The 1206-nt window shown below is 64.3% G+C and carries 2 protein-coding genes; both read right to left on the reverse strand.

What is annotated here, in order from left to right; all coding sequences use genetic code 11:
• The coding region (locus tag Q8K09_RS18155) for a 2Fe-2S iron-sulfur cluster-binding protein (protein ID WP_305256389.1) at positions 1–114 on the reverse strand (114 nt) is incomplete at its 3' end.
• Positions 114–1206: LLM class flavin-dependent oxidoreductase (locus Q8K09_RS18160; RefSeq protein WP_305256388.1), on the reverse strand; the 1093-nt coding region annotated here is incomplete at its 5' end. The genes Q8K09_RS18160 and Q8K09_RS18155, both read right to left, overlap by 1 nt.

Consider the following 1206-nt stretch of genomic DNA (forward strand, 5'->3'; position numbering starts at 1 on the left):
GCCATTGCGACAGCTCTGCGGGCAGTCGTAGCCCAGACGTCGCGCGGCATCGAGGATGCGCTCGCCGGCCCGTACTTCAAGCACGGCACCCGAAGGATTCAGGGTGACTTTCATCAATCGATTCCCAACTCAGACCAGAGCGCATCGACGCGCTGCTTGACCGCCTCATCCTGAACGATAGCTCGGCCCCACTCGCGCGTGGTCTCGCCCGGCCACTTATGGGTGGCGTCCAGGCCCATCTTCGAGCCTAAGCCTGAGATCGGCGAGGCGAAGTCGAGGTAGTCGATCGGCGTATTGTCGATCAGCACCGTGTCGCGCTTGGGGTCCATGCGCGTGGTAATCGCCCAGATCACGTCGTTCCAGTCCCGTGCATTGATGTCGTCGTCGGTGACTATGACGAACTTGGTGTACATGAACTGTCGCAAAAACGACCAGACACCGAGCATTACCCGCTTGGCATGTCCGGGATACTGCTTCTTGATGGTCACCACCGCCAGGCGATAGGAGCAACCTTCCGGCGGCAGATAGAAGTCGGTGATTTCCGGAAACTGCTTCTGCAGGATCGGCACGACCTCGGCGGCGAACACGTCGAGCATCGAGGGCAGCAAAGGCGGCATGAGGTTGAAACCGTCGGCAGCGCCGTCGTTGAACCAGTCTTCGATCAGATCGGCGATCTGCTCGGGCGTGCCCGCGGTCGTGAAATGGCCGCGCGCGGCGGCGAGATAGGCGAGCAGCCGGCGCAGGGTAAGCTTCTCGCGACGGACCAGTCCGACGATCACTTCGGTGCGGCTGCGTGCAGCCTGGACCGTGCCGGGATCGGGGAAATCCTCCGTCGTCAGCGGCCTGTCGAGCGGCAGATGTGAAAAATCGTGGCCGCCGAAACGGCCGCTCAGTCGCTTGCGCCCGACCTCTGGATCGGTGAGTTCGTTCAGCTCTTTGGCCAGGCGCCTGGCCTCGGCTTCGGTCGAGGCGATCACCGGGCTGAGGCCGGGCAGGATCAGCACATGCTCGGACGGTCGGCCTTCGGCCGCCGCCAGCGCCTTGAGGTCCGCGTAGAATTCCTGTGCGGTGCTCTTTTCCATCTGAGCGGTGAACACTGCCTCGGCATGGCGCGCGGCGAAGCGGCGGCCGGTGTCGGACGAACCCGCCTGCACGAACACCGGCCGTCCTTGCGGCCCGCGCGGCATGTTGAGCGGGCCGGCCACG

Origin of the sequence: Pseudomonas sp., from assembly GCF_030683065.1 — a bacterium.
In the GTDB taxonomy this organism is placed as follows: domain Bacteria; phylum Pseudomonadota; class Gammaproteobacteria; order Pseudomonadales; family Pseudomonadaceae; genus Aquipseudomonas.